This window comes from Rhodococcus sp. 14-2496-1d, assembly GCF_002259365.1.
Classification (GTDB): Bacteria; Actinomycetota; Actinomycetes; order Mycobacteriales; family Mycobacteriaceae; genus Rhodococcoides.
On record NZ_NPFV01000029.1, the window covers coordinates 774,508 to 795,476 of the forward strand.

General features: G+C 64.7%; 21 protein-coding genes, 1 tRNA gene and 1 other RNA gene. 9 read left to right on the forward strand and 14 right to left on the reverse strand.

Annotated features, from left to right (window positions below):
- Positions 1 to 100 precede the first annotated feature (100 nt).
- The 9 genes from ssrA to prfB all read right to left on the reverse strand — a co-directional run bounded on the left by ssrA (position 101) and on the right by prfB (position 7,681).
- Positions 101 to 471, reverse strand: a transfer-messenger RNA (tmRNA) gene (gene ssrA, locus CH296_RS25010).
- A gap of 65 nt (positions 472 to 536) precedes the next feature.
- Positions 537 to 1,988 (reverse strand): SDR family NAD(P)-dependent oxidoreductase, encoded by a 1,452-nt coding sequence (locus CH296_RS25015; protein WP_256980564.1) that lies wholly within the window; start codon positions 1,986 to 1,988, stop codon positions 537 to 539.
- 31 nt (positions 1,989 to 2,019) lie between these two features.
- Positions 2,020 to 2,874 carry a DMT family transporter gene (locus CH296_RS25020; RefSeq protein ID WP_032397705.1) on the reverse strand — a complete coding sequence of 285 codons (855 nt, stop codon included), beginning with the start codon at positions 2,872 to 2,874 and terminating at the stop codon, positions 2,020 to 2,022.
- A gap of 8 nt (positions 2,875 to 2,882) precedes the next feature.
- Positions 2,883 to 3,356 (reverse strand): SsrA-binding protein SmpB, encoded by a 474-nt coding sequence (gene smpB, locus CH296_RS25025; protein WP_032397704.1) that lies wholly within the window; start codon positions 3,354 to 3,356, stop codon positions 2,883 to 2,885.
- 83 nt (positions 3,357 to 3,439) lie between these two features.
- Positions 3,440 to 4,345, reverse strand: a complete 906-nt coding sequence (ftsX, locus tag CH296_RS25030) for a permease-like cell division protein FtsX (protein ID WP_094629868.1) — start codon at positions 4,343 to 4,345, stop codon at positions 3,440 to 3,442.
- A gap of 66 nt (positions 4,346 to 4,411) precedes the next feature.
- Positions 4,412 to 5,101, reverse strand: a complete 690-nt coding sequence (ftsE, locus tag CH296_RS25035) for a cell division ATP-binding protein FtsE (RefSeq protein ID WP_027496574.1) — start codon at positions 5,099 to 5,101, stop codon at positions 4,412 to 4,414.
- Between the two features lie 86 nt (positions 5,102 to 5,187).
- Positions 5,188 to 5,634 carry a hypothetical protein gene (locus CH296_RS25040; RefSeq protein WP_094629869.1) on the reverse strand — a complete coding sequence of 149 codons (447 nt, stop codon included), beginning with the start codon at positions 5,632 to 5,634 and terminating at the stop codon, positions 5,188 to 5,190.
- Positions 5,631 to 6,530: a mechanosensitive ion channel family protein gene (locus CH296_RS25045; protein ID WP_032397701.1), complete on the reverse strand. Its 900-nt coding sequence runs from the start codon at positions 6,528 to 6,530 to the stop codon at positions 5,631 to 5,633. The genes CH296_RS25040 and CH296_RS25045 overlap by 4 nt, the downstream gene beginning before the upstream one ends.
- Before the next feature lie 38 nt (positions 6,531 to 6,568).
- The gene (gene prfB / locus CH296_RS25050) at positions 6,569 to 7,681 is read right to left on the reverse strand and encodes a peptide chain release factor 2 (RefSeq protein ID WP_032398321.1); all 1,113 of its coding nucleotides are present in this window, start codon (positions 7,679 to 7,681) and stop codon (positions 6,569 to 6,571) included.
- 224 nt (positions 7,682 to 7,905) lie between these two features.
- Here prfB and CH296_RS25055 point away from each other — a divergent pair, with 224 nt between their 5' ends.
- Together CH296_RS25055 and hisN are read left to right on the forward strand one after the other, a co-directional pair.
- Positions 7,906 to 8,397: a carbonic anhydrase gene (locus CH296_RS25055; protein ID WP_094685900.1), complete on the forward strand. Its 492-nt coding sequence runs from the start codon at positions 7,906 to 7,908 to the stop codon at positions 8,395 to 8,397.
- 58 nt (positions 8,398 to 8,455) lie between these two features.
- Positions 8,456 to 9,247: a histidinol-phosphatase gene (gene hisN, locus CH296_RS25060; protein WP_094685901.1), complete on the forward strand. Its 792-nt coding sequence runs from the start codon at positions 8,456 to 8,458 to the stop codon at positions 9,245 to 9,247.
- A 7-nt stretch (positions 9,248 to 9,254) separates the two neighbouring features.
- Here the strand turns inward: hisN and CH296_RS25065 are convergent, their stop codons facing one another.
- On the reverse strand, positions 9,255 to 9,623 hold the full coding sequence (locus tag CH296_RS25065) for a DUF1304 domain-containing protein (RefSeq protein ID WP_032398320.1): 369 nt from the start codon (positions 9,621 to 9,623) through the stop codon (positions 9,255 to 9,257).
- Between the two features lie 143 nt (positions 9,624 to 9,766).
- Between CH296_RS25065 and CH296_RS25070 the strand changes: the two genes are divergently transcribed.
- The 4 genes from CH296_RS25070 to CH296_RS25085 all read left to right on the forward strand — a co-directional run bounded on the left by CH296_RS25070 (position 9,767) and on the right by CH296_RS25085 (position 14,284).
- A complete protein-coding gene (locus CH296_RS25070; RefSeq protein WP_094629880.1) occupies positions 9,767 to 11,176 on the forward strand; it encodes an acyl-CoA dehydrogenase family protein in 1,410 nt (469 codons plus the stop codon).
- 45 nt (positions 11,177 to 11,221) lie between these two features.
- A complete protein-coding gene (locus CH296_RS25075; RefSeq protein WP_094685902.1) occupies positions 11,222 to 12,442 on the forward strand; it encodes an acyl-CoA dehydrogenase family protein in 1,221 nt (406 codons plus the stop codon).
- A gap of 185 nt (positions 12,443 to 12,627) precedes the next feature.
- Positions 12,628 to 12,972: a YciI family protein gene (locus tag CH296_RS25080; protein ID WP_045195714.1), complete on the forward strand. Its 345-nt coding sequence runs from the start codon at positions 12,628 to 12,630 to the stop codon at positions 12,970 to 12,972.
- A 16-nt stretch (positions 12,973 to 12,988) separates the two neighbouring features.
- Complete coding sequence (locus CH296_RS25085) at positions 12,989 to 14,284, forward strand: RNA polymerase sigma factor (protein ID WP_094685903.1); 1,296 nt, start codon at positions 12,989 to 12,991, stop codon at positions 14,282 to 14,284.
- Here the strand turns inward: CH296_RS25085 and CH296_RS25090 are convergent.
- Positions 14,257 to 14,802, reverse strand: a complete 546-nt coding sequence (locus CH296_RS25090) for a GNAT family N-acetyltransferase (protein WP_094685904.1) — start codon at positions 14,800 to 14,802, stop codon at positions 14,257 to 14,259. The genes CH296_RS25085 and CH296_RS25090 overlap by 28 nt on opposite strands.
- 51 nt (positions 14,803 to 14,853) lie before the next feature.
- On the opposite strand from CH296_RS25090, the gene CH296_RS25095 reads away from it, so the two are divergent.
- Complete coding sequence (locus CH296_RS25095; protein WP_256980565.1) at positions 14,854 to 15,051, forward strand: hypothetical protein; 198 nt, start codon at positions 14,854 to 14,856, stop codon at positions 15,049 to 15,051.
- A gap of 178 nt (positions 15,052 to 15,229) precedes the next feature.
- Here the strand turns inward: CH296_RS25095 and CH296_RS25100 are convergent, their stop codons facing one another.
- Both CH296_RS25100 and CH296_RS25105 read right to left on the reverse strand, forming a co-directional pair.
- The gene (locus tag CH296_RS25100) at positions 15,230 to 15,742 is read right to left on the reverse strand and encodes a putative immunity protein (protein ID WP_094685906.1); all 513 of its coding nucleotides are present in this window, start codon (positions 15,740 to 15,742) and stop codon (positions 15,230 to 15,232) included.
- Positions 15,743 to 15,852: 110 nt separating this feature from the next.
- Positions 15,853 to 15,929, reverse strand: a tRNA-Met gene (locus CH296_RS25105).
- 502 nt (positions 15,930 to 16,431) lie between these two features.
- Here CH296_RS25105 and CH296_RS25110 point away from each other — a divergent pair.
- A complete protein-coding gene (locus tag CH296_RS25110; RefSeq protein ID WP_032397693.1) occupies positions 16,432 to 16,995 on the forward strand; it encodes a transglycosylase family protein in 564 nt (187 codons plus the stop codon).
- Between the two features lie 152 nt (positions 16,996 to 17,147).
- On the opposite strand, the gene CH296_RS25115 is transcribed toward CH296_RS25110, so the two are convergent.
- Positions 17,148 to 20,108 carry a UPF0182 family protein gene (locus CH296_RS25115; protein WP_176459168.1) on the reverse strand — a complete coding sequence of 987 codons (2,961 nt, stop codon included), beginning with the start codon at positions 20,106 to 20,108 and terminating at the stop codon, positions 17,148 to 17,150.
- Positions 20,109 to 20,385: 277 nt separating this feature from the next.
- On the opposite strand from CH296_RS25115, the gene CH296_RS25120 reads away from it, so the two are divergent.
- Positions 20,386 to 20,964, forward strand: coding sequence for a PPA1309 family protein (locus CH296_RS25120; protein WP_094648193.1), 579 nt, complete (start codon positions 20,386 to 20,388; stop codon positions 20,962 to 20,964).
- The last annotated feature ends 5 nt before the right edge of the window (positions 20,965 to 20,969 follow it).

Sequence of the window (20,969 nt, forward strand, 5' to 3'; positions counted from 1 at the left end):
CCGCGGTCGCTTCGGGTTGGATGAGTTCGACCGAGTCGATTGTGACCTGGCCGACAAAGAAGAAGACCGGACCGAGAGTGTCTCTCGGCCCGGTCTTCGTCGGTGGAGCTGCCGGGAATCGAACCCGGGTCCTCTGCTGCATTGCCAGGGCTTCTCCGTGTGCAGTCCGCTATGCCTCTACTTGGATCTCCCGATCTCGCGAACAAGTCAGGATGACGATCCCAGCCACTGTTTGATGTTCCTCATCATCCCGCGGCCGGATGAATCGGTGAGCCCTCTAGCTGATGCCAGTACCCGGGCCGAGGGCAAGCCCGGACTGACAGACACGCAGTCGCTACTTAGGCAGCGAGTGCGTAGTCGCGCTGATTGGAATCGGCGCTTATAAGGTTGCGATGACGCTTACGGTGGTCTCTCGCCTGCACCGACACGCTTCCCCTGACTCAACATACAAAGTCGAAACCGTTCAGCCCCGTATGTTCCCGAACACCGTGCCCGGGCTATTCAGTGTAACGCCTCCCCCGGACACATTCATTCCATTAACGGCCGACTCGGCGATCCGCAGAATTCGAGGCAGCGTCGGCGTCGACTCGTTGCACCACCGTGCGCAGCATCCGACGGGCCATCACCAGGCGTACGGGCAGCGAGGCGTACCAGACCGCCCGGCCGGCCAGTCCACGAGGGAAGAACACCAACCGCTGCTCGATCGTCGGCTGCTTCGCAGTTCCCCCGACCGTCAGGTCCAGCCAGGCCTCGCCGGGAAGTCGTGTGGAGGACTTGAGCCGCGTGGTGTGCTCGGTGCCCGACGCGGATGCGTCGGGTCCGGTGACGTCGCGATGCCAGCCGGTGAGAACGTCGGCATCGGCCAATCGTTCGAGTGCAGGCCTGATCGCGGTCGACTGCGCTGCACTGCGGGCGACCCGGGTGTCGGTGTAGACGACCTCGCCTGCCCAGGTCGGATCCGAAGGCAACGGATCCGACGGTGCCGCGGTACCGGTGGCATCTGTCCACCGAGTCTCCACCTCGCCGTCGTCGATCTTGCGCAGCGCCAATCTCACGGAATCGCGGTAGCCGGTCAGGCCGTCCTCCGGGCGCGGGACGACGGCATCGATGTCCATCTCGTGACCGATGGCGTCGTATTGCAGTGATTCGATGAGCGGCATCGCCAGCCCGCGCGGAATGGGAGTCACCAGCCCGATCCAGTGGCCGGCCAGCCGCGGAGTCAACACCGGGAGCACGATGATCCGACGCTGCCGCAGACCCGCGACGTCGGCATAGATGTTCATCATCTCGCCGTACTGCATGACATCGGGACCGCCGATGTCGAACGTCCTGGATTCGGTGATGGGCGCACTCGCGGCCCCGATCAGGTAGTGCAACACGTCCCGCACAGCGATGGGCTGGATGCGATTGTGTACCCACCGCGGTGTGGTCATCACCGGAAGCCGATTGGTGAGGTGCCGGATCATCTCGAACGACGCCGAGCCGGATCCGATCACGACACCGGCCTGCAGAACGATCGTCGGGACTCCCGAGTCGATCAGAATGCGTCCCACCTCGGCACGCGACTTCAGGTGCGGCGAGAGTTCACCGGTCGGCGGATGCAACCCGCCGAGGTAGACGATGCGCCCCACACCGCATTCCGCCGCCACGGCCGCGACGTTCTCGGCGCTGTCGCGTTCGGTGTCGGCGAAATCCGAGTGCCCTGCGGTGCCCATCGAGTGCACCAGGTAGTACATGACGTCGACTCCGCTGAGCGCTTCCTTCAACGATTCCCGATCGCTCAGATCGCCCTGCACGATCTCGACATCGGTCGCCCACGGCACGGAGTCGAGCTTGGCGGGCGTGCGTGCCAGCACGCAGACCGTGTACCCCTCGTCGAGCAGTCGCGGGGCCAGCCGACCGCCCAGATATCCCGTGGCACCGGTGACGAGGACGCGCGGCGACTTCTCGGGCGCGGCGGTGTCGGAGGCAGAGTCGAAAGCTGTCATAACCGGAGTCATTACCCCCGGGCGGTGCGGTTCAACCAGAGAGCGCGATCATCGCGATCGCACCGAGCGCCAACGCCATTCCGATCTTCTGCAGCATTCCCACTCGCTCGCCGAGCATCACCATCGCCAGCAGTACCGTCGCCGCCGGATACAGCGACGCGATGACACTGACCAAGGAGAGCAGACCACCCTGATAGGCGTAGATCATCGCCGCGTTGGCGACCACGTCGAGCACGCTGACGAAGGCCGCCAGTTTGAGCACGCTGCCGTGCGGCGGTGCGAAGTGGCCGGAAGCGAGGGCCACGATCCAGACCACCGCGGTCGCAGACGCGCGCGATGCCGCCAGCGGCCACAGCCCGCTGCCGTCGCCGATCCGGTGCAGAAAGATGAATGCGAACGCGAACGTCACCCCCGAACCGACCGTCAACCAGGCGACCGTTCGGGTGAACTTCATCTCGCGTCCGCCGGCCACCTCGCCGGTCACCTCGTCCGGAGATTCTCTGCTCACCAGCACCACGGCCACCAGTGCTACGGCGATACCGACGAACGCGATGATTCCGGGACGCTCCCCCATGGACAGCCCCACCAGGACCGGGATCCCGGCGACCAGCACGGCGGTGACCGGTGAGACCACGGCCATCGGCCCGGCAGCGAGGGCCAGGTAGAACCACCACACCGCAACGCCACCGGCGACACCCGATGCCAGCCCCCAGAGCATCGCCGGGAGCTCGATCGTGCCGCCGACGAACGGTGCGACGAGCAGCACGATCACCAGCGACAGGGGGTACGACACGATGACCACCCGGAGGGCGGCGACTCGGCGGGATGCGACTCCGCCGACGAAATCGCTCACTCCGTAGCCGACGGCGGCTACCAGGGCGAGCAGTACAGCGGTCAGCGCATTCCCTTCACGCGACGACCGAGCTCGCGAGTGACCTCGCGTTCGGCGGTGCGCTTGGCCAGCGACTGTCTCTTGTCGTAGTCCTGCTTGCCCTTGGCCAGTGCCAGCTCGACCTTGACCTTGCCGTCGGAGAAATACATCGACAACGGCACCAGCGTCAGGTTTCCCTCTTTGACCTTGCTTGCCAGGCGATCGATCTCGCGGCGATGAAGGAGCAGTTTGCGGTTTCGCCGCGGCGCGTGGTTGGTCCAGCTCCCGAGCGTGTATTCGGCGATGTGCAGCCCGCGCAGCCAGATTTCACCGTCGTCGACGGTCGCGAAGGCGTCGACCAGTGAGGCCTTACCGTCGCGCAGACTCTTGACCTCGGTACCGACGAGGGCGACTCCGGCCTCGAGGACGTCGAGTATGGAGTAGTTGTGCCGCGCCTTGCGATTGGTCGCGATGGCCTTGCGGCCCTTCTCTCTCACTGCAGGGCCCTTTCTCGAGCATGCGCCGCGTGGATCGGTTCCACGGGCAACCGCTCCAGCATAGAACCGAACGGCAACCGAATTTATTCGCGCACGTACAACCGCAGCGTGATGTACGCCGTCACCGCAGCCATTCCCACTCCCACCAGTGCGAGGAACGGCGAGACGAGCAGAACGTCACTGTTCGATATTCGGGCCAGAATGTTGGCCTGATACACATCCGACAGAACGTCGTCGATGAACATGTTCTTCGCGGTGAACAGGCCGGCGATCGCGAGCGCCGAGCCGATCAACGCCGCCACCACCGCCTCCAGGAGGAAGGGCAACTGCGTGTACCACCGAGTGGCACCGACCAACCGCATGATGCCCACCTCGGTTCGCCTGGTGAACGCAGCGATCTGAACCATGTTGGCGATCAACAGGATTGCCGCGATCGCCTGCACCGTGGCGATGGCGAAAGCCGCGTTGCGCACGCCGTTGAGCACACTGAACAGACGCTCGACGAGATCGCGCTGATTGAGAACGCTCTGTACGCCCGGTCGATTCTCGAAGTTGTCGTTGATGACCCCGAACCGTTCGGGATCGCTCAGACGCACCTTGAACGACGCGGGAAAGCTGTCGGCACTGACCAGTTCGGCCAACTCCGGCTGATCCTTGAACACGCGTTCGGTGGCGTCCTTCACCGCATCCTCACGATTGAGGTACTGCACCGAGACCACCGACGGAGTGTTCTCGAGATCCGATCGCAGGGTGGCACAGGTCTCCTGCGCACAATCGGCGTCGCTCGCCGAGATGTCGTCGGTGAGGAAGATCTGCACCTCCACCCGATCGAGGAAGATCTGCTGAGTCTTCCCCGCCATCTGGACCACGAGCAGGCCACCGCCGAACAGGCCGAGAGAAATTGCGGTTGTCAAGATCATGGCGATCGTCATGGTGATGTTGCGGCGAAGTCCGGTGAGGACCTCGCTGAAGATGAAACTTGCGCGCATCGCGGAATCCGAGCCCTTCGATTCGTTCGGTCGTGACGTCTGTGCGGTCCTGAGTCGGCGGCGGCGTCAGCGACCGACGCCGTAGACCCCGCGAGCCTCGTCACGAACGACTCGTCCGTTGTCGAGTTCGACGACGCGTCGGCGCATCGAGTCGACGATGTGGTTGTCGTGGGTGGCCATCAGCACCGTGGTTCCGGTGCGGTTGATGCGCTCGAGCAGCAGCATGATGTCCTGGCTGGTGTCCGGATCGAGGTTTCCGGTCGGCTCGTCCGCGAGCAGCACGAGTGGACGATTGACGAACGCGCGAGCGATCGCCACCCGCTGCTGTTCTCCACCGGACAACTCGTTGGGCAGACGATCCGACTTACCGCCGAGTCCCACCAGGTCGAGAACTTCGGGAACGGTGCGCTTGATCATCGAGCGCGGCTTGCCGATCACTTCGAGAGCGAACGCCACGTTCTCCACCACCGTCTTCTGCTGCAACAGGCGGAAGTCCTGGAACACGCAGCCCATGCTCTGCCGCAGCCGGGGGACGCGTCGGGCCGCCAGTCGGTTGACGTGGAAATCGGCGACGTGGATGTCGCCGGAGGTGGGCGTCTCCTCCTTGAGGAGCAGCCGCATGAACGTCGATTTGCCCGAACCGGACGGACCGATCAGGAACACGAACTCACCCTTGTCGATGGAGACCGTCACCTTGTCCAGGGCAGGCCTGGTGGAGGTCTTGTAAGACTTGGAGACATTCGAGGTGCTGATCACGGGTCGCCAGTGTAGTCCTTACCGTCCGGTAACCGCCGGAACCGAGGGAGCACCGCGGCGAGTCCCGAGAGACGGTAAAGGATGCCTCAGCGAGACGACGTCGGCGCAGGCTGGCTGGGTATCAGCGACTGAATCACCGGTGGCAGCGGGACACCGAACGGCGCGGTGGTCGTCGACGGCAGGGTCGTCGTGGTCGCCGGCTGCCCTGATTCGTCGACGCTTCCCGATCCGTCCGGATCGGTGGTGGCGGTCGGAGTGGGTGTGACGGTGGTACTCGAATAGGTCGGTTCCACGGTTTGCGGCTGGATGTAGGGGGTGAGTTCGCCCGGGTCCACGGCAACCGGGCCCTGGATACGTTCACTGTCCCTCTCGGCGATCTCTGCACTGACCTGGCCGTACCACAGACCGGTGAGCACGAAGCAGATCCCGAACGCGACTGTGGACGTGCGGACGCGGCCGTTGATCTTGGCCGGAATGCGCCACTGTCGCCAGTTCCGCTGCGGCCGTTCGGTTCCGGTATCGGGCGTATTCATCGATCCTCCGTCCGATCTCGTCCCGACGCTTCCGGCGCGACCCCGGCCGTACTGACGTCGGGAGCAACGCTGATGCCCTCGGGTCGCAGCGCGGCGGCCACTCGGACTCGAAGTTCTCGTCCTACCTGGAACTGCTTACCCGGCAATGTTCGCGCAACGAGGCGAACGTTGACCTGTCCCACCTCGATGCTCTCCACACCCATCACGGTCGGTTCGTCGAGCAACAGCGGACGCAACCGAGCGTCCGCGAACGCGTCGCGGCCGACCGATCGGAGCAGCGCGTTCACCTGGGTGAGATCGGCGGTGCTCGGCACGGGAACGTCGACGACGGCGCGCGCCCAATCCTTCGACAGGTTGATCGCCTTGACGATCTGCCCGTTCGGCACGGTGATGACCTCACCGTCGACGCTGCGGACCCGGGTGACGCGCAGTGTCACGTCCTCGACCGTGCCCTCGGCGTCCTCGGCAGAACCGTTGACGGCGATCTGCACGACGTCACCGAATCCGTACTGACGTTCGGTGATGATGAAGAACCCGGCCAGAATGTCCTGGACCACGCGCTGAGCACCGAAGCCGAGCGCTGCGCCGATGACCGTCGCGGGTGCCACGAGCCCGCCGACGCCGAATCCGAAGCGACGCAGCACTTCGATGGTGACGAGGATGTAGATGAGGGTGACCACGACCCAGGTGATGACCTGGGCCAGCGCGTGCCGATGCTTGGCGGCCTCGGACCGCACGAGCGCATCGCTGTGCTGGTAGTTCTGATCGATTCGGGCAGTGATGCGGGACCCGGTCCAGGTGACGAACCGCGCAGCCAGCATTCCGCCCAGGATGTACAGCACGATCCCGAGGGCGTTCAGCTTCAGGTCGAGCGTCGGGTTCAGCCAGCTGGTCATCGGAACGACGGAGCGGATCCTGCGCAATGACCGGTCATCTACTGCTCCCCTCGCATTCGCCAACGAATTCCCGATTCCAGGAATCCGTCTATGTCCCCGTCGAGAACTGTAGACGGATTGTTGACTTCGTACTCGGTACGCAGATCCTTGACCATCTGGTACGGGTGCAGAACGTACGAGCGCATCTGGTTACCCCAGGAGCTACCGCCGTCACCCTTGAGCGCATCCATCTCGGCACGCTCTTCCTTGCGCTTGACCTCGAGCAGCTTGGCCTGCAGCACCCGCATGGCCGAGACCTTGTTCTGCAGCTGGGACTTCTCGTTCTGGCAGGTCACCACGATCCCCGTCGGGATGTGCGTCAACCGAACGGCGGAGTCGGTGGTGTTGACCGACTGCCCACCCGGACCGGACGAGCGGTACACGTCCACGCGAATGTCGTTCTCCGGGATCTCGATGTGGTCTGTGGTCTCGACGACCGGAAGCACCTCCACCTCCGCGAACGAGGTCTGGCGACGACCCTGGTTGTCGAACGGGCTGATCCGCACCAGCCGATGCGTCCCCTGTTCCACCGACAACGTGCCGTACGTGTACGGAGCCTTGACCGCGAACGTCGCGCTCTTGATACCGGCCTCTTCGGCGTAGGACGTGTCGTAGACCTCGACGCCGTAGCCGTGCTTCTCGGCCCAGCGGATGTACATACGCATGAGCATCTCGGCCCAGTCGGCCGCGTCGATTCCGCCTGCACCGGAACGGATGTTGACCAGTGCGTCGCGTGCGTCGTACTCACCGGAGAGCAGGGTCCGCACTTCCATGGCTGCGATGTCCTCCCGGAGCGCGGCGCGTTCGGCGTCGGCATCGGCGGTGGCGGATTCGGCTGCCTCGCCTTCTTCACCCTCGGCGAGCTCGTACAGAACCGGCATGTCCTCGAGGCGCTGCCTGAGTTCTTCGACGCGGCGAAGCTCGGCCTGCGCATGGGACAGCTGGCTGGTCACCTGCTGCGCGTGTTCCTGGTCGTTCCACAGGTCCGGCGACGCCGCCTGATGCTCGAGTTCGTCGATGCGTCGCCGCAGTTCCTCGACGTCGAGCACCGACTCGACGGTGGACAGAGTGGTGTCGAGCTCGGCCAGGTCTGCAGAAACGTCGGGATGCACGAGAGTCAAGGTTACCGGCACCCGAACCCGAACCCGACCGCCCCCGATTCCCCCGGCCCCCACGAGCCGAACTGACACCCACGTCGAGGGTTCGAACCGCGCAGATTTCAACTCTCGTCAGGCCATCGGTGGACTGCTAGCTTTCGGCTCATCGACATATTCGCATCTCGACATGCCTGCCACCGCCCGGTGCCGGCCACACCCGCAGTACACAGGAGCGTCGCATGACCGTCACCGACCAGTACCTCGAGAACAACAAGGCGTACGCCGCGACGTTCGACGGTCCCCTGCCGTTGCCGCCGTCGAAGCACGTGGCAGTGGTGGCGTGCATGGACGCCCGACTCGACGTCTACCGCATCCTCGGTCTCCACGACGGCGAAGCACACGTGATCCGCAATGCGGGCGGTGTCATCACCGACGACGAGATTCGCTCACTGGCCATCAGTCAGCGTCTACTCGGCACGAAAGAGATCATCCTGATCCATCACACCGAGTGCGGCATGCTCACCTTCACCGACGACGAGTTCAAGAAAGACCTACAGGACGAGACGGGCATCAAGCCACACTGGGCTGCCGAGTCGTTCACCGACTTGGACCGCGATGTTCGCCAGTCGCTCGCCCGCATCGAGCAGAGCCCGTTCGTCACGAAGCACGAATCCGTTCGAGGCTTCGTCTTCGACGTCGCAACCGGAAAGCTGAACGAAGTCACCGAATAGGCCCGACCACCCATGTCGCCGCGTACGAGCAGCCCGTGCGCGGCGATAGTCTTCTCCGGTGACCGATTACTCCTCCGATCTTGTTCTCGCCCTCACTCTCGCCGACGAGGCGGACGCCATCACACGCCGACGATTTCTCGCCATGGACCTGTCGGTCGATTCCAAGCCGGATCTCACCCCGGTGTCCGACGCGGATCTGGCCGTCGAGACGGCGATCCGCAACTCGCTGGGTGCGCAGCGCCCCACCGACGCGTTGCTGGGCGAGGAGTTCGGCGGTACTGCGACATTCAGCGGCCGCCAGTGGGTGGTGGATCCCATCGACGGCACCAAGAACTTCGTCCGCGGCGTGCCCGTCTGGGCGACCCTCATCGCCCTGCTCGACGACGGCGTACCGCGGGTAGGAGTCGTCAGCGCACCTGCCTTGAACCGACGCTGGTGGGCCGCACTCGATCAGGGGGCCTGGACGGCATCGGACGGCGGTACCCCGCGCCGGATCGAGGTCTCGAAGGTCGATTCGTTGGCGTCGTCGAGTCTGAGCTTCTCCAGCCTGTCCGGCTGGGCCGACCTCGGCACCCGAGATCGGTTCCTCGATCTGACCGACGCCGTGTGGCGGGTACGCGGCTACGGCGACTTCTTCTCGTACTGCCTCGTGGCCGAGGGGGCAGTCGACATCGCCGCCGAACCCGAGGTCTCGCTGTGGGACCTGGCGGCCCTCGATGTCCTGGTGCGCGAGGCAGGCGGCGAGTTCACCGCGCTCGACGGCACCGCGGGCCCACACGGTGGCAGTGCCGTGGCCACCAACGGCCTACTGCAGCACGCGGTCCTCGAGCACCTGTCCCCTCGGGCCTGACATTCGCCTAGAGAACTGCAGCCACAACCAGCGCGATCAGCGGTGTGATGCCCTGAACGAACGCCGCTCGAAAGTACTTCGCGCCACCGGTCGCGAGCACGAGTGCCGCGCCGACGATGCTCGCGCAGGCGAAGTACACGATGGCGTCGCCCGCTGAGCCGCCCACGACGAGGCCGACCACGATGCCGATGGCCAGGAACAGGTTGTAGAAGCCCTGGTTGAAGGCCATCGGTTTGACGACGTCGGCGTCGTGCTGACTGGCGACGCCGAATCGCGACCATACTGCGGGCCTGGACCAGGCCACGCTCTCCATGACGAAGATGACGACGTGGAGGGCCGCGGCGAGGCCGGCGAAAACCTGGGCGATCGGATGCACCGGATCAGCGTGCCACATCCAGCCCGGCCTGGCGTGATGCACTCGGCAACCACTCGGCTCGGTGCGTGAACTTACTCGATAGTAGACAGCTATCTTACTCGGGAGTAAGATCTGTGGAGTCCGTGACCGACGCCGAGGAACTGGTGATCATGAGCAAGCAAGACAGTGTGGTCGACGCGAAGGCCCCCAAGGTGCCCCGCGATACTTCTGCGGTTGGCCTCAACCCGTTCAAGAGGGATGCGATCGGAACCGCGATGCGCGTTCTGACCGCCATCACCGGATCCGAACTGGCGGAGAAGTACAACCTTCGTCAGACGATCGACCGGGTGACGTACGAGAGCACCAAGACCGGGTTCAAGACGCTCGGCGCGGCAAATCGCACGTTCGCCAAGGTCACCGGTGGCGGTAAGCCCAAGCGTCTCGACGACGGTGCCGCCAAGAACCTGAGCTACTTCGACCTGACGCCCGACGACGAGCAGCGCATGATCGTCGAGACGGTCAAGGAGTTCGCCGAGGAAATCCTCCGGCCTGCCGCATTCGATGCGGACCACAACGCGTCCTCGCCCGAGGACCTCGTGCGTCGCTCCGCCGAACTCGGCATCACCCTCATCAACGTTCCCGAGGAGCTCGACGGCGCTGCCACCGAGCGCGGGGCCGTCACCAACTCGCTCGTCGCCGAGGCGCTGGCGCACGGCGACATGGGCCTGGCCCTGCCCATCCTTGCCCCCTCCGGCGTCGCCGTCGCGCTGACCCAATGGGGAACGGACGCACAGCAGAAGACCTATCTGCCCGCGTTCGTGGGCGAGAAGGTTCCGAACGCTGCGGTGGTCGTCAACGAGCCCCGCGCGCTCTTCGATCCGTATGCGTTGCAGACCAAGGCCGTTCGCTCCCCCAGCGGTTACAAGCTCAACGGCGTCAAGAGCCTGGTGCCTGCTGCAGGCAGCTCCGAGCTGTTCGTCATCGCCGCAGAACTCGAAGGCCGCCCGGCATTCTTCATCGTCGAGTCCGACTCGAAGGGTCTCGTCGTCGAGGCCGATCCGAGCATGGGACTGCGTGCTGCCGGTCTCGGTCGCCTGATCCTGACCGACGTCGCAGTTCCCGAGTCGGCATTGCTCGGTGACGGTGACGCGGACCAGCGGGCCGCCGAGTACAGCGCTGCCATCGGTCTCGCACGACTGGGCTGGGCGTCGCTGGCCGTCGGTACGAGCCAGGCCGTGCTGGACTACGTAGTCCCCTACGTGAACGAGCGTGTGGCCTTCGGCGAGCCGATCAGCAACCGCCAGGCCGTGGCCTTCATGGTCGCCAACATCGCCATCGAGCTCGACGGCATGCGGTTGGTGACGCTGCGCGGCGCTTCGCGGGCCGAGCAGGGACTGTCGTTCGCCCGCGAATCGGCGCTCGCGCGTCGACTCGCCTCCGAGAAAGGCATGCAGATCGGTTCCGATGGCGTTCAGTTGCTCGGCGGTCACGGCTTTACCAAGGAGCACCCGGTGGAGCGTTGGTACCGCGATCTGCGATCCGTCGGCGTCGCCGAAGGCATCGTTCTCATCTAGCCGTCCGCCCCCGAATTCCATGGCACTCACCCAAGGACACACACCATGATCAATCTTGAACTTCCCAAGAAGCTTCGGGCGCAGGCGAATCAGGCTCACCAGGTCGCTGCCGAGATCTTCCGCCCGATTTCCCGCAAGTACGACCTCGCCGAGCACGAGTACCCGGTCGAGCTCGACACCATGGCGTCGATGGTCGAAGGCATGTCCGACGCCGGTGGCGAAATCGGCGGAGCCGCCGGTGGCCGCGAGAAGGACAGCGAGTCGGCCAAGCCCAGCAAGACCGCGAACGCCAACGGCGGCAACATGTCTGCCCTGGTGAACGTGATCGAGACCTGCTGGGGCGACGTCGGCCTGACGCTGTCGATCCCCTACCAGGGCCTGGGTAACTCGGCCATCGCAGCGGTGTCCACGGACGAGCAGCTCGAGCGCTTCGGCAAGGTGTGGGCCTCGATGGCCATCACCGAGCCCAGCTTCGGCTCGGACTCCGCAGCGGTGACCACCACCGCCGTCCTCGACGGTGACGAGTGGGTACTCAACGGCGAGAAGATCTACGTCACCGCCGGTGAGCGTTCCACCCACATCGTCGTATGGGCGACGGTCGACAAGTCGCTCGGCCGCGCGGCCATCAAGTCGTTCGTCGTTCCGCGTGACGCACCGGGCCTGTCGGTTGCACGTCTCGAGCACAAGTTGGGCATCAAGGCGTCCGACACCGCTGCGCTGCTGCTCGAGGATTGCCGCATCCCGAAGGACAATTTGCTCGGCACCGCCGAGGTGAACGTCGAAAAGGGCTTCGCAGGCGTCATGCAGACCTTCGACAACACCCGCCCCCTGGTGGCCGGTATGGCCATCGGTGTGGCGCGGGCGGCGCTCGAAGAGCTGCGATCGATCCTGGCCGATGCCGGAGTCGACATCTCATATGAGACACCCGCCTACAACCAGCACGCGGCGGCCGCAGAGTTCCTCCGCCTCGAAGCGGACTGGGAAGCAGCACATCTGCTCGCACTGCGGGCAGCGTGGATGGCCGACAACAAGGAGCCCAACTCGCTGCAGGCGTCGATGTCGAAGGCCAAGGCGGGCCGCTCGGCAGTCGACATCACCCTCAAGGCAGTGGAACTCGCCGGTACCTACGGCTACTCCGAGCGCCCGCTGCTCGAGAAGTGGAGCCGTGATTCCAAGATTCTCGACATCTTCGAGGGAACTCAGCAGATCCAGCAGCTGATCGTTGCTCGTCGAGTACTCGGGAAGTCGTCCGCAGAACTGAAGTGATACCTGGCTCGTCGTCGAGCCGAGATGTCGCCGCGAAACGGCATCGGACCCCGCGTCCGATGCCGTTTTTCGTGCGTCGGAAAGAAAAATTCCGGGACGGTGTCGATATCGTGGTCTGCCGGACGTCGTCATCGTGAACGGCGACTCGCGCCGCGACAACGAGGTACCGAACCCAGGAGCGCACCATGAAGTACATCCTCTTGATCAACGCCGACACCACGCCTGGAGCAGCACCGGGCTGCAGCAGTGTCGAGGACTGGATGACCTACGAGAAAGAGATGAAGGAAGCCGGCGTCTTCGTCTCCGGGTACGCCATGGCCGATCTGACGACCGCCACCGCGGTGCGCGTCGACCCGCGCACCGAGGAACGGACCGTCACCGACGGCCCGTACGCCGAGTCGCACGAGGTTCTCGGCGGCTACGACGTGATCGACGTCCCCGACCTGGACGCGGCACTCGAGTGGGCGGCCCGATGCCCAGGCTCCAAGGACGGCGGCGCGGTGATCGTGCGGCCCCTTGCAGAATTCTGACCGGCGCAGTCCCGCCATGCAGGATTCCTCGGTGAACGAGTCGGGGGTTCATCGAGCGCTCGAATCGGTCTTCCGAACCGAGCGCTCGATTCTGCTCGCCTCGTTGGTACAGCGGTACCGCGACCTCGACCTCGCCGAGGAAGTGACCTCGGACGCCATCGAGTCGGCCCTCAAACACTGGCCGGTCGATGGCGTCCCGTCACGGCCGGGGGCGTGGCTACTCACCACTGCCCGCCGGAAGGCGGTCGATCGGCTGCGCCGCGATCAGAGCCTGGCCGCCAAGGTCGGAGTGCTGCAGGCGGATACGGATCGCAGCGAACCGAGCAGCCCGAATTCGCTCGACGATGCTCTGCCCGACGACCGGCTGCAGTTGTTCTTCACGTGTGCACACCCGGCGCTTGCGGCCGGTGACCGACTCGCGTTGACGCTTCGATGCCTGGCCGGTCTCGGTACCGGCGAGGTGGCCCGTGCGCTGCTCATCCCTCCGGCCACGGCGGCGCAGCGAATTGTGCGGGCCAAGAACAAGATTCGGGCCGCACGGATTCCGTTTCGCCTCCCGGGCCCGGACGAGCTGGCAGGCAGGGTGCCGATGGTGCTCGAGGTGGTCTATTCGATCTTCACCGAGGGCTATTCGGCGACCTCGGGTGAGAGTGTCGGGCGAGTCGATCTCGTCTCCGAAGCCATCGGTATGGGACGACTTCTCCACACCGCACTGCCGACCGAGCCCGAGGTGGCAGGCCTGCTGGCGTTGATGCTGCTCATCGACGCCAGACGCGACGCTCGCACCGACTCGGATGGTGACATCGTGCTGTTGGCAGATCAGGACCGTGGACTCTGGAACGCCGAGATCATCGCCGAAGGGACGGAACTCGTGGTCGAGGCCCTCAGCGGCGGCCGGGGCGGTCCGTACGCCGTGCAGGCGGCCATCGCTGCGCTGCATGCAGAATCACCCGACACCGACAACACGGACTGGCCCCAGATCGTTGCGCTGTACGACGTGCTCATGACACGGACACCGAATGCGATTGTCGCGATGAACAGGGCTGTCGCACTGGCGATGCGCGACGGTCCCGAGCCCGGTCTGCGAGAGCTCGACCGGCTTGCCGAAGAGGCGTCGTTGCGCCGATATCATCCGTATCCCATGGCGAGAGCCGATCTGCTGCAACGACTCGACAGGTTCGACGAGGCGGCGGTGGAGTATCGCCGTGCGTTGGATTTCGCCCGAACCGCACCGGAGAAACGCCTGCTCCGACGTCGGCTCACGGAAGTGAGCACCTGCCGCGGTCAGGCCGACAGAACCGCGCCCACCTGATCTGCCGTCAACGCACGGTCCGCGTACACCACGCGAATTGCGTCGACATCCGGATTGCCGACGTCGGGTCCGCGGGTGATCAACTCCAGGCCTGCGCGTTCGGCCACCCGCGCCGACGCGACATTGTGTTCGAGCAGGTATGCCACGATCGGCAGTTCGGGCTCGGTTCGGTGCGCGCACTCGACTGCGATCTCACACATCTCCGCGGCATACCCGTTGCCCTGCGCGTCGGAATGGAGGCGATAGCCGAGATTCCAGAAGGCGTTGCGGCGCTTCGAACATCCGCCGTAGCCACTGAGCGTGTGGCTGCCGCGCTCACGAATCATCCAGGTGGACAATCCATCCCGCCGCCACTGCTCCGACCAGCCCTGCACCATTCGTTCGGTCACGCCGGGATCAGTGTGCCGCAGGCTCGGAAAGTGGGTCCACGACTGCGGGTCGCTGCAGATCGCGTACAACTCATCGAGATCGGCGACGGCCGGCTCGTCGAGGTCGAGACGCGAGGTTCGTATTCGCACACGCCGGATCCTACGGGGAGGAAATCTGGTAGACCGGTGGTACGGAATCGAGTGAAGGGTGTGACCGTCATGGCCGAGTGGGTCAAGAAGATCGAAGAGAACGCGAAGGGTCTCATCGCCGAGGCCGAACAGGAGTTGACTGCACTCGAGGGCGTGGACACGGTCGACCTCACCGCCGACGCCTCCGAGGACGGCGAGGATTCCGACACGGCCACCAGTGACGATGCCCGCGAGCAGGTTTCGGACTGAACCGACGGTACCCAGTCGTCACGGCCGGACCACGACGACACACGATCGGTCGGTGGACGTCGATCGGAATCATCTGTCGCGCACCAGGTCTCGACTCGACGACGGCCGTGCCCGACGCAGGATGTCCACCGTCGCGGCACTGTCCGAAATGCTCGAACACACCGACCGGTAGCCGGGATCAGTCGAACACGGACCAACAGATGCTGTTTCTTCTCTTCTGGTCTTCCAACACCAGCCGGCGCACGCTGTTCGGAATCCGGTCACGCTGCCACTCGAGCTCTTTCCTGCCTGCACTCGTCTCTCGGCCTGCAGGTGCAGCCGCCCGCGCTGCCTTGATGGCGTAGGCGGCTGCTCCGAGGTCGTGTTCGGGTACGTGAGCCACGCAGGCTGCCTGGCCCGCGGCGTACGCGGCGAAGCGAGAGCAACCGACGAGCGGCCGTGCTGCTCCCATGGCGTGGCCACCGAGGGCGCGGGTGGCCATCATCGCGAGTTCGCCGCGCACCCACGCACGGGTGGCCTCGATCGCCTCGCGTGGTCGCGGGTCGACGGGTCGGACCGTCTCGAACAAGTGGAGGACGTGTTCCGCACACTCGGCCGCCCAGAGCGCGAGGCTCCGATGGTCGTCTTCGGACAGAAGTCCGCCGCGCTGCACGGTGATGAGGCGAGGGTCTCGGACGGCGGGAAGAATCACACGAGTCGTCCTTTCGACGGTATCGCGTTCGCCCTCGGGCCGAACGGGCCGTTTCTGCACATACGAGAATACGAAAAAAACCCAGGACATAAGTCCTGGGTCTTCGTCAGTGGTAGCGGGGACAGGATTTGAACCTGCGACCTCTGGGTTATGAGCCCAGCGAGCTACCGAGCTGCTCCACCCCGCGTTGCAACTACGAAGTTACTACCGTGCGTACGGCCAATGCAAATCACGTGACTTCCGAGCGCTGTCACCCGCTCGACGAAGTGCACCGCGGCAGGTTGTGGCTCGCGCTTATCACGGTTCAGGCGGCTCGAAATAGTGCTCCGCGTCTCTTTTCATGCGTGTTTCGAGTCACATAACGGTCGGGTTACGAAGTAGAAACAATAGCGCCACGACCAGGCCTGAGCTGCCGAAATACCCCCTCGAGTCCCAGTATGTGGACAACCACTGTCCCATTCCGGCTCAGTGACGGTGAGCAGATCCTCGACTACCTTCACGGGCGGCCCTAAACCGCTGGGCCTGCACCACCCCGCCGCTTCCTTCGCTCTGCCCCGCGGGTGTGGTCCCCAATACGTACGGGGGCAGAGCCGCGACGATACGAAGTGCCTGGTCACGAACGCCGTACATCCCGGCGAGGTGATTGCAGGCCAGTCGCGCCAGTCGAGCGCGGAGAGGATTCACCCCGCATGACCACACAGAACAATTTCGGCAAGCGCGCTCTCGGATTGGTCGCCATCGCAGGCGCCGCCGTAGCAATCCCCCTCGGCGTTTCAGCCGGAACCGCCAACGCAGCCTCGAACAACTGGGACGCAGTCGCACAGTGCGAGAGCGGTGGCAACTGGAGCATCAACACCGGAAACGGCTACTACGGTGGCCTGCAGTTCTCGCAGAGCACCTGGACGGCCAACGGCGGAACCGGATCGCCGGCCAACGCATCCAAGGCCGAGCAGATCCGCGTCGCGGAGAACACCCTGCAGAGTCAGGGACCGGGCGCATGGCCCGTGTGCGGTCAGCAGCTGACCAAGGGTGCCTCCACTCCCGAGCCCGAGGCAGCTCCCGCACCGGCACCGCAGCCGGCTCCGGCACCGGCACCGGCACCGGTCGTGGCCCCCGAGGCCGCAGCAGCCACGCAGGCTGCACAGGGCGTGTTCGACGCGGCGTCCAAGCTCGCCGACCAGTACGGCCTGAGCACTCAGTTCCAGCACCTCGTTGCAGCGAACGCCCCGGTGCTCGCGCCCATCGGACGCTGATCACCCGGCAGTTCGTCGAACTGCCTCTCACGTTGCCTCGTATCTCACGCGCGAGCAGGTGACGAACGACGGAAGGGCCGCCTCACCATTCGGTGAGGCGGCCCTTTCGCTCGTATCGACCGGTTCGGGTCAGCAGACCTGACCCGACCCGATCAGTTGCCGGCCCGGTTGTACGTGTCGACCGCGGTCTGCAGGTTCTCGAGCGCAGTGCCGAGTTCCGCCAGATTTCCGCTCTGCTGCGCAGAGCGCACAGCGGAGAGTGCAGCGTTCAAACCGGAAACGGCAGCATCCCTCGTTGCCGAACCGCCGGTGGCGGGGGCAGGAGTTGCCGCAGGCGTGCCACCGTCGGACGGCGCGGTTTCGGGAACAGCGCCGGGCTGCGTATTTCCGTCGGTCTCACCGGGTGCGGTGACCGTGCGTCCGGCACCCGCTCCGAACACCTGCTCGATGGCCTCGGGCAGTGTCGCGGCATACCCGACGCGGCCCTCGTACGAGACGAGTACTCGAATCAACTGCGGATAAGCGGACGCCTCGTTGGTTCGAGAGGCGTACACCGGCTCCACGTAGATCAATCCACCGTTGCCGACCGGAAGTGTCAGCAGGTTGCCGAACTCCACGGTGTTCTCACGGCGCACGATGCCGAGACTCTCGGATACGTCCGTCGTGGTCGTCATCTGGTTCTGCACCTGATTGGGACCCTGAGTCGACGTATCGGTCGGCAATCGCAACACGGTGATCTTGCCGTAGTTCTCCGGGTCCGAATCCGCACTGACGTACGCGCCCAGCACCTCTCGGCGATATCCGACCAGCGCACTGGTCAACTGGAACGACGCCTGATTCTCCTCGTTGGAGATGTCGGATGCGACGACGTAGTACGGAGGCTGCTTGGCCGCGGTGTTCTCTGCGGTCGGATCGGTCGGAACTTCCCAGAACGCGTTGTTGGTGAAGAACTCTCGCGGATCGTTGACGTGGTACTTGGTCAGCAGTTCACGCTGAACCTTGAACAGATCTTCCGGGTAACGGAAGTGATCACGAAGCTCGTCGGACACCTGGTCCTTGGGGATGACGGTTCCCGGGAACACGCCTTCCCATGCCTTGAGCACGGGATCGTTCTCGTCCTGCTCGTAGAGCTTGACGGTGCCGTCGTAGGCGTCGACGGTGGCCTTCACCGAGTTTCGGATGTACGACACCTCTCGGCTCGGCAGCGCTCGTGTCGTCGTCGACTCGATGCTGTCGGCCGTGGCGTCCTCGAGCGACATCCGCTGGGCGTACGGGAAGTTGTCCAGCGTGGTGTACCCGTCGATGATCCAGACGAGCTTGCCCTCGACGATCGCCGGGTAGGTCGATCCGTCGGTGGTCAACCACGGTGCGACCTTCTGAACGCGGTCGCGGGGGTCACGGTTGAACAGGATCTTCGACTCGTCGCCGATCACGCTGGAGAACAGGATGTTTCGCTCGGCGTACTTGCTGGCGAAGACGAGCCGGTTGAAGAAGTTTCCGACGTCGACACCTGCTGCACCGGTGTAGGTGTAGCTCTTGCTGTCGGTGTCGTACTCGCGAGGCTCGCCGGTGGAACCGACGATCGAGTAGTCCGCGTCGGAGTTCGCGATGACCGGGCCGAAGTAGATGCGCGGCTGGTCCAGGTCGCCGGGCCCGTCCTTTCGGATGGTGCCCTCGGAGTCGTTCTCGATCCAGTTGACCTGGTAGTTCGGGTAACCGCCGCGCCCGCCGCTGGATTCGTCGGCGACGGCCTCGTCGACGGAGTTGGCCGGCGCTGCGACGAAACCGTTGCCGTGCGTGAACACGGTGTGGCGGTTGATCCAGTCTCGCTGGTTCGCGTCGAGGGTCTGCGGTGAGATCTCACGGGCAGCAACGACGTAGTCGCGCAGGTTGCCGTCGGCATCGGGGTACCGGTCGACGGCCAGAGTGTCGGGGAATCCGTAGAAGTTACGGATCTGACGCTGCTGGGTGAACGTGGGCGCGAGGATGTTCGGGTCGAGCAGACGGATGTTGGACATCGTGGCCGACTCCGACGCCACCTCGCCGGGGCTCAACGCCGCCTCACCGGAGTAGTTCCGATAGGTGACCACGTCGTCTGTCAGTCCGTACGCGGCTCTGGTGGCCGCGATGTTCCGCTCGATGTACGTGCTCTCCTTGTCCGCCGCGTTCGGGCGCACCGAGAACTGCTCCATCACCATCGGCCAGACGGCACCGATCAGGATCGACGAGAGCACCAGCAGCGCAGTGGCCAACGCCGGAATTCGAAGATCACGCAGGAAGATCGCTGCGAAGAACGCGATGGCACAGATCACGGCGATCGCGAGCAGGATCAGTTTGGCCGGCAACACCGCATTGATGTCGGTGAAGCTGGCACCGGTGAACGTCGGTTCTTTCCGACTGCTCGACAGCAGGGTGTAGCGGTCGAACCAGTACGCCACGGCCTTGAGCAGAACGAAGCTGCCCGCCAGGACGGCGAGCTGGATCCGCGCTGCGCGAGTGAGGGCTCCCTCACGTCCGGCGAGCCGGATTCCGCCGAATACGTACTGCGTCACCAAGTTCGCGAAGAACGCGACCAGGACGGCGACGAAGAGCCAGTTCAGGATGAATCGGTAGAACGGCAGATCGAACGAGTAGAACCCGACGTCGAGATTGAACTGTGGATCGGTCATCCCGAAGTCCCCGCCGTGCAGGAACAGCTGGACCGTCACCCAGTTGGTCTGGGCGATCATGCCGGAGAGGAAACCGAACACCACCGGAATTCCGATGCCGAACAGGCGCAGACGGCTCATCACCGTGGTGCGGTACCGCGCGATCGGATCGTTGGGACCGGCGACCGGAACGAACACCGGCCGATTGCGGTACGCCAACAGCAGTGCCGCGAAGACGATGAGTCCGACGACCAGGGAAACGACGAGGAAGATCACCAACCGCGTCAGCAGAGTGGTGGTGTACACGCCACGGAAGTCGACTTCGCCGAACCACAGCCAATTGGTGTACACGTCGATCAGACGGGGACCGATCAGTAGCAAACCTGCTGCCACCAAGGCCAATACGAGCAAGATCCGGCTTCGCCGCGACAAGGACGGCATACCGGTGGGGGGCCTCATGCCCACGTGCCACACTCCAACTTCGGGCGGCGCCGATCGGCACCGCAGATGACTTCGGCGATGCACTCAGTGTGCACCGCATGTCCGTTTCGCCCTACTGTACGTACGTTGATCCTACGGCTGCGACAACCGTACTGCGGCCACTGCCGACCGCAGGTCAGGAGCGTCGCGTCGAACAGAACCATCGGAATGCGAGGATAGTGCGGTGAGCAACGACAGCAACGGACTGCCCGGCAGAGACGATTTCGGAAGCGAGTTCGACCCGGAGTCGGGTGGGCAGGACGTGGCGGAGGCTCTGGCTCGATGTGCCCGCGAGGTGGCGGATTTCGTCGACGCGGGCGGATGGCACCAGGCCCCGCAGATGTTCGCGTTGGTGCCGACCGCAGCGCTCGCCGCGGCCGAGCCCGGCCTGCTCGACGATCTCGCCGACGGTGCCGCACTGACGCCGATCCAGCAGCACTCGCTGCCCGAGGACATCACCGGCGGCTCCCCCGCCCTGGACGAGTTCCTCGCCACCTCCACGTGGCCCGAGGGTGTGGTCGGATGCGCCCTGGTTCAGGAGATAGTCGTGCTTCCACCGACTGCCGAATCGACCCTCGACGATGCCTTGATGCCGTTGCTCGCAGATCCCGATGCAGCCGACGAAGCCGCACGCTCGGCCGCCGAGAACCATCCCGAGAAACGGGATGCTCGGTTGATCGTCGCGGTGCTCAAGGACGGCCCGTCCCTGACGTTGCTGCAGTTGCACCCGGACGAGGACGCCGATCCCTTCGCGCCCATCGACCTTCGCATCGCCGAGGATCTGGCCCCCAACGTCGTGCACGGCCTCTACGCAACGTTCGACGTCGTCGACGACGACTAGCGGCA

Coding starts and splice junctions, on each gene's coding strand:
- CH296_RS25015 (WP_256980564.1), bottom strand. CDS start 1,988: ATGACAGCTTTCGACTCTGCCTCCGACACCGCCGCGCCCGAGAAGTCG.
- ftsX (WP_094629868.1), bottom strand. CDS start 4,345: ATGCGCGCAAGTTTCATCTTCAGCGAGGTCCTCACCGGACTTCGCCGC.
- CH296_RS25040 (WP_094629869.1), bottom strand. CDS start 5,634: ATGAATACGCCCGATACCGGAACCGAACGGCCGCAGCGGAACTGGCGA.
- CH296_RS25045 (WP_032397701.1), bottom strand. CDS start 6,530: ATGACCAGCTGGCTGAACCCGACGCTCGACCTGAAGCTGAACGCCCTC.
- CH296_RS25055 (WP_094685900.1), top strand. CDS start 7,906: ATGACCGTCACCGACCAGTACCTCGAGAACAACAAGGCGTACGCCGCG.
- CH296_RS25075 (WP_094685902.1), top strand. CDS start 11,222: ATGATCAATCTTGAACTTCCCAAGAAGCTTCGGGCGCAGGCGAATCAG.
- CH296_RS25080 (WP_045195714.1), top strand. CDS start 12,628: ATGAAGTACATCCTCTTGATCAACGCCGACACCACGCCTGGAGCAGCA.
- CH296_RS25085 (WP_094685903.1), top strand. CDS start 12,989: ATGCAGGATTCCTCGGTGAACGAGTCGGGGGTTCATCGAGCGCTCGAA.
- CH296_RS25110 (WP_032397693.1), top strand. CDS start 16,432: ATGACCACACAGAACAATTTCGGCAAGCGCGCTCTCGGATTGGTCGCC.